The 6,849-nt window shown below is 60.7% G+C and carries 4 protein-coding genes and 1 pseudogene; all 5 read left to right on the forward strand.

Annotation, left to right across the window (positions count from 1 at the left end; all coding sequences use genetic code 11):
* A partial coding sequence (gene rpoC, locus ABI660_RS22345) for a DNA-directed RNA polymerase subunit beta' (RefSeq protein WP_348072283.1) occupies positions 1 to 4,151 on the forward strand: 4,151 nt, incomplete at its 5' end.
* A 195-nt stretch (positions 4,152 to 4,346) separates the two neighbouring features.
* Positions 4,347 to 4,940: a LemA family protein gene (locus tag ABI660_RS22350; RefSeq protein WP_348072285.1), complete on the forward strand. Its 594-nt coding sequence runs from the start codon at positions 4,347 to 4,349 to the stop codon at positions 4,938 to 4,940.
* 148 nt (positions 4,941 to 5,088) lie between these two features.
* Positions 5,089 to 6,081 carry a M48 family metalloprotease gene (locus tag ABI660_RS22355; protein WP_348072287.1) on the forward strand — a complete coding sequence of 331 codons (993 nt, stop codon included), beginning with the start codon at positions 5,089 to 5,091 and terminating at the stop codon, positions 6,079 to 6,081.
* Positions 6,082 to 6,218: 137 nt separating this feature from the next.
* Positions 6,219 to 6,545 carry a cytochrome C gene (locus ABI660_RS22360; protein ID WP_348072289.1) on the forward strand — a complete coding sequence of 109 codons (327 nt, stop codon included), beginning with the start codon at positions 6,219 to 6,221 and terminating at the stop codon, positions 6,543 to 6,545.
* A gap of 11 nt (positions 6,546 to 6,556) precedes the next feature.
* Positions 6,557 to 6,849: pseudogene (locus tag ABI660_RS22365) on the forward strand (flavocytochrome C); the annotation flags it as partial.

The raw sequence follows: 6,849 nt of genomic DNA on the forward strand, positions 1-6,849 counted from the left end.
AGATCGGCATGGCTTCGCCCGAGAAGATCCGTTCGTGGTCTTTCGGCGAAGTGAAAAAGCCTGAAACCATCAACTACCGCACCTTCAAACCTGAGCGTGATGGTCTTTTTTGCGCCAAGATCTTTGGTCCCATCAAGGACTACGAATGCCTGTGCGGCAAGTACAAGCGCCTCAAGCACCGCGGTGTCATCTGCGAGAAGTGCGGCGTTGAAGTCACGCAGACCAAGGTTCGCCGCGAGCGCATGGGTCACATCGACCTGGCCGCGCCGTGCGCGCACATCTGGTTCCTGAAGTCGCTGCCGTCGCGCCTGGGCCTGGTGCTCGACATGACGCTGCGCGACATCGAACGCGTGCTGTACTTTGAAGCCTATGTGGTGACCGACCCCGGCATGACGCCGCTGAAGAAATTCAGCATCATGTCCGAGGACGACTACGACGCCAAGCGCAAGGAATACGGCGACGAGTACACCGCCAAGATGGGCGCCGAAGGCATCAAGGACCTGCTCGAAGGGCTGGACCTCGACGTCGAAATCGACAAGCTGCGCAACGACCTGACCGGCTCCGAAATCAAGATCAAGAAAAACGCCAAGCGTTTGAAATTGATGGAAGCGTTCAAGAAATCCGGCATCAAACCGCACTGGATGGTGCTGGACGTCCTGCCTGTGTTGCCGCCGGACCTGCGTCCACTGGTGCCGCTGGACGGTGGCCGCTTCGCGACCTCCGACCTGAACGACCTGTACCGCCGCGTCATCAACCGCAACAGCCGTCTGCGCCGCCTGCTGGAACTGAAAGCGCCCGAAATCATTGCCCGCAATGAAAAGCGCATGCTGCAGGAAGCTGTGGATTCGTTGTTGGACAACGGCCGCCGCGGCAAGGCCATGACGGGCGCCAACAAGCGCGCGTTGAAGTCGCTGGCCGACATGATCAAAGGCAAGTCAGGCCGTTTCCGCCAGAACTTGCTGGGCAAACGCGTCGACTACTCTGGCCGTTCTGTCATTACCGTGGGCCCGACGCTCAAGCTGCACCAGTGCGGTTTGCCAAAGCTGATGGCGCTGGAGCTGTTCAAGCCTTTCATCTTCGCGCAACTCGAGTCGCGCGGCATTGCCACTACCATCAAGGCAGCCAAGAAGGAAGTTGAATCTGGCACGCCGGTGGTGTGGGACATCCTGGAAGAGGTGATCAAAGAGCACCCGGTTATGTTGAACCGCGCGCCCACGCTGCACCGCCTCGGCATCCAGGCCTTTGAGCCCATCCTGATTGAAGGCAAGGCCATCCAGCTGCACCCGCTCGTCTGCTCGGCTTTCAACGCCGACTTCGACGGTGACCAGATGGCTGTTCACGTGCCTTTGTCTGTGGAAGCACAGATGGAAGCACGCACCCTGATGCTGGCGTCGAACAACATCCTGTTCCCTGCCAGTGGTGAGCCTTCCATCGTGCCGTCGCAGGACGTGGTGCTGGGTTTGTATTACACAACCCGCGAACGTACCAACGGCAAAGGCGAAGGCCTGGTGTTCTCCGACACCGGCGAAGTGCGCCGTGCTTTTGACGCGGGTGAGCTCGACCTGAACGCCCGCATCAGCGTGCGCCTGACCGAGTACACCAAGAGCAAGGAAACCGGCGAGTTCACGGCTTCGACCAAGCTGTGGGAAACCACCGGTGGCCGGGCTTTGCTGTCTGAAATCCTGCCCAAGGGCCTGCCTTTCTCGAACCTGAACAAGGCGCTGAAGAAGAAGGAAATCTCCAAGCTCATCAACGTGTCTTTCCGCAAATGCGGATTGAAAGAGACCGTGGTGTTTGCCGACAAGTTGTTGCAGTCGGGTTTCCGCCTGGCGACCAAGGCCGGTATTTCCATCTGTATCGATGACATGCTGATCCCCAAGGAAAAGCCGGCCATCATTTCCCGCGCCCAGAAGGAAGTCAAAGAGATCGAGCAGCAGTATGTCTCTGGCCTTGTGACCTCCGGTGAGCGCTACAACAAGGTGGTGGACATCTGGGGTAAGTCCGGCGATGAAGTGTCCAAGGTGATGATGGCCCAACTCTCGAAAGAGAAAGTCATCGACCGCCACGGCAAGGAAGTCGAGCAGGAGTCCTTCAACTCCATCTACATGATGGCCGACTCCGGCGCCCGCGGTTCCGCTGCGCAGATTCGCCAGGTCGCCGGCATGCGCGGCTTGATGGCCAAGCCTGACGGCTCGATCATCGAAACGCCGATTACCGCCAACTTCCGCGAAGGCCTGAACGTGCTGGAGTACTTCATCTCCACCCACGGTGCCCGAAAAGGCCTGGCTGACACGGCGCTGAAAACGGCCAACTCCGGTTACCTGACCCGCCGCCTGTGCGACGTGGTTCAGGATCTGGTGGTGACCGAAGAGGACTGCGGCACGCAGGATGGCTCGCTGATGCGCGCCATTGTCGAGGGCGGCGAGGTCATCGAATCGCTGCGCGACCGTATCCTCGGCCGCACAGCTGTGGAAGACATCCTGCATCCAGAGAACCGTTCCGTTCTCGCCAGGTCCGGCGTGATGCTGGACGAAGACCTGATCGAGGAACTCGAAGCAGCCGGCGTTGACGAAGTCAAGGTGCGTACCGCGCTGACCTGCGAAACCCGTTTCGGCCTGTGCGCCAAGTGCTACGGCCGCGACTTGGGCCGTGGTGGCCTGATCAACATCGGTGAAGCGGTCGGTATCATCGCCGCGCAATCGATTGGCGAACCAGGCACGCAGCTGACCATGCGGACTTTCCACATCGGTGGCGCCGCATCGCGCGCTGCCATCGCCTCCAGCGTGGAAGCCAAGTCCAACGGCGTGATCGGCTTCAATGCACCGATGCGTTATGTGACCAACAGTAAAGGCGAACTGGTCGTGATTGCCCGTTCCGGCGAGATCGTCATCCATGACGAACATGGCCGCGAGCGTGAGCGTCACAAGGTGCCTTATGGCGCCATCCTCTCTGTCAAGGCTGACCAGCAGGTCAAGGCTGGCGCGATTCTGGCCAACTGGGACCCGCTGACGCGCCCCATCATCACGGAGTTCGCCGGCAAGGTGGCTTTCGAGAATGTGGAAGAAGGCGTGACGGTTGCCAAGCAGCTCGACGAGGTGACCGGTCTGTCCACCCTGGTGGTGATCGATCCGAAACGCCGTGGCGCGACCAAGGTGATCCGTCCCCAGGTCAAGCTGATTGATGCGTCGGGTAACGAGGTCAAGATCCCTGGCACCGATCACTCGGTGACGATTGGCTTCCAGGTGGGCGCGCTGGTTCAGGTGCGTGACGGCCAGGACGTGGGTCCGGGTGAAGTGCTCGCGCGTATTCCGGTCGAAGGCCAGAAAACACGGGACATCACCGGCGGCTTGCCGCGCGTGGCGGAACTTTTCGAAGCCCGTACGCCAAAAGACAAGGGCACGCTGGCAGAAATGACGGGTACCGTGTCGTTTGGTAAAGAGACCAAAGGCAAGGTTCGCCTGCAGATCACCGACCCTGAAGGCAAGGTCTGGGAAGACCTCGTGCCTAAAGAGAAGAACATTCTCGTGCACGAAGGCCAGGTTGTGAACAAGGGCGAGTCGATTGTGGACGGCCCTGCCGATCCACAGGACATTCTGCGTTTGCTCGGCATGGAAGAGCTGGCTCGCTACATCGTCGACGAAGTGCAGGATGTTTACCGCCTGCAGGGCGTGAAAATCAACGACAAGCACATTGAAGTGATTGTTCGCCAGATGCTGCGCCGTGTGGTTGTTGAAAACGTTGGTGAGTCCAGCTACATCGCCGGCGAACAGGTGGAGCGCTCGGTCATTCTTGATGCGAACGATGCCTTGCGTGCCGAAAGCAAGATCCCGGCAACTTTCAGTAACCTGCTGCTCGGTATCACGAAGGCTTCGCTGTCGACCGATTCGTTCATCTCCGCGGCTTCCTTCCAGGAAACCACCCGCGTGCTCACCGAGGCTGCCATCATGGGCAAGCGCGACGAGCTGCGTGGCTTGAAAGAGAACGTGATCGTCGGCCGACTGATTCCTGCCGGTACCGGCATGGCCTACCACGAGGCCCGCAAAGCCAAGGACCAGATGGACGACGCCGAGCGCCGCGCCATTGCCGAAGCAGAAGCGGCCGAACTGGAAGCCATGCCCGAGCAGAGCAGCGAAGGTGCTGCAAGCGAGTAATTGCTGCTTTTTGACGCTATAAAAAGCGAAGCGCCTCGCGCCCTCTGGACAAGGGCTCGAGGCGCTTTTTATTATGCATTCAGTATCGCGCAGGCCGTCCGCACGCGCCTGGTGGCTGAAAAGCTGTACCGGTTCCGCCTTGTCGGCTAAAGTCGCGGTGCCAGTTTTGTTGCCGCCGCGAAAGGAAAACGCTTCATGTCCACCCAGTCACTGGTTCTTATCGCTGTATTTGCCTTGCTGCTGTTTTGGGCCGTTGGCGCCTATAACCGGCTGGTGCGGCTGAAAAACATCATTGCCAACGCCTTTGGCCAGATCGACGTGCAACTCAAGCGCCGTTATGACCTGATTCCCAACCTGGTCGAGGCCGCCAAAAAATATCTTCTGCATGAACGCGAAACGCTGGAAGCGGTGATTGCCGCCCGCAATCAGGCGCGCTCAGCCAGCGACGCGGCACGTAGCCGTCCGACCCATGCGCCGGACGTTCTGGCGCTGGCTGCCGCCGAGCAGGCGTTGAGCGGCAGCCTTGGCCGGCTGTTTGCCCTCGCCGAGGCCTACCCTGAGCTCAAGGCGGACAAGACCATCCGCGAACTCAGCGAAGAGCTGACCAGCACCGAGAACAAGGTGGCTTTCGCGCGCCAGGCCTATAACGATGCGGTGCTTGACTACAACAACGCTCAGGCCCAGTTCCCCGCGTTGCTGATTGCCCGCCTGTTCGGCTTTGCCGCGTCGGCGATGTTGCGGGCCACCGAAACAGCCGCTGAACGCGAAGCGGTGCGCATCCAGATGTAAATATGGCCCCCACGCTTGTCGCTTCGCGTGCCTTCGGCGGTGCGCTGTCCCCGCCCCGGGGAAGAGAGGCTTATTTTTCCAGGAGCGGCCCGTTGAAAAATTGCTTGTCAACTCTTGGTGCCAGCCAGCAAATCTGATTCATCTTCACATGCGCTTTTTCGAATACCAGGAGCAGGCCCGTGCCGAAACCCTGCGATTGCTGCTCTTTTTTGGCCTCACAGTCGGGGCCCTGGTACTGGCCGTTAACGCGGCGCTCGGCCTGACCTGGTACCTGCTTACGCCTGGCCTCAGCGGCTACCCGGCGTACTTTTTCAGCGTGAACACGGGCGTGACCCTGCTTTTCATTCTGGGCGGCTGGTGGCTGGAGACCTCCAGCCTGCGCGGTGGCGGGAAAAAGCTGGCGCGCAGGGTGGGTGCGCGGGAGGCCTGGCCATCGAGTCGGCTCGATGAGCAGAAGCTTGTCAACATCGCCAGTGAGCTGGCCATTGCCGCCAACATGCCTGTGCCGCAGGTCATGGTGCTGGATCGTGTGCTCAGCATCAATGCCTTTGCCGCCGGCTGGAATGAAGAGGACGCGGTCATCGCCGTGACGCGCGGCGCACTTGACGGGCTGACCCGCGACGAGTTGCAGGGCCTGGTGGCCCATGAACTGAGCCACATCCGGGAAGGGGACACCCGGCTCAACATGCGCCTCGCCGGCATGGTGTTTGGGCTGGAACTGATCTTCAACCTGGGCAGGGGTATGTGCGAGCGCGACGAGAACGACCGCCGCTCGGTCCTGCTGTTGCCGGGGCTGGCCATCATGGCCACCGGCTTCCTCGGCTGGCTGGCGGGACGCGCGCTGAAGGCCGCAGTGTCGCGCCAGCGCGAGTTCCTGGCCGATGCGCGCGCGGTGCAATTCACGCGCAGCAAGGACGGCTTGGGCGGTGTGTTGCGCAAGGTGGCCGCAGAGCAGGGCGCGGGTGCCACGGCCAGCTTTCATCCGGCGGTGCAACACATGCTGTTGGTCGGCCAGGCAAAGGCGCATTGGCTCGATTCCCATCCACCGCTGGCCGAGCGAATCCGCCGGATCTACGGCCGATCCATGCCGGTGCTGGCCGAGGACGACGTGGCCCCGACCCGGCCCGATGCCCTGTTCTGACTTTCAGCGCGAATAAGCACGTCACAAAAGATTCGAGTGCAGGTGCAGACAGGGTGCGCTGTGTACTGGATACTCCCTATGGCCCGTCGGACCCGGCGCGTTAAATTGGCCTGCTGTAGCAACTGCGAGGAGAAGCTGTGAAGATCGCCCTATCCACTCTGGCACTGGCGTTCTGCACGCTGGCTGCGTCTTCCTTGAGCCACGCCCAAAATACCCCAGCCCAGGCTCTGTATGTGCGCGGCCTCGCCGCCACCTGTGCAAACTGCCATGGCACCGACGGCAAGGTGGCGTCGGGCTCCTCCGTTCTATCCATCGCTGGCATGGAGAAAAACTACATCGAGACCCAGCTCAAGGCCTTCAAATCCGGTACGCGGCCAGCCACCGTCATGCACCAGATCAGCAAGGGATTCAGCGATACCCAGATCGAAGTCCTTGCCGGCTATTTTGCCGCGCAGAAAAAATAAGGAGAACACTCATGCAAAGACGCTCCTTCCTCCAATCCCCCGCCGCGTTGAGCATGCTCGGCTTGGGTGCCTGCGCCACCACTTCTATTCCGGCCAAAGCCAAAGTTGTCGTGATTGGTGGTGGGTATGGCGGTGCGACCGCCGCCAAGTATGTGCGGCTGCTGTCCGACTACAAAATTGACGTGGTGCTGATCGAGCCGCAGGCTGCCTTCATCTCCTGTCCCATCTCCAACCTCGTGCTCAGCGGCGGCAAGCAGATCGGCGACATCACCATCTCCTATGCGGGCCTGTCCCGCAACCACGG

It is taken from the genome of Polaromonas sp., from assembly GCF_039930745.1.
Classification (GTDB): Bacteria; Pseudomonadota; Gammaproteobacteria; order Burkholderiales; family Burkholderiaceae_C; genus Polaromonas.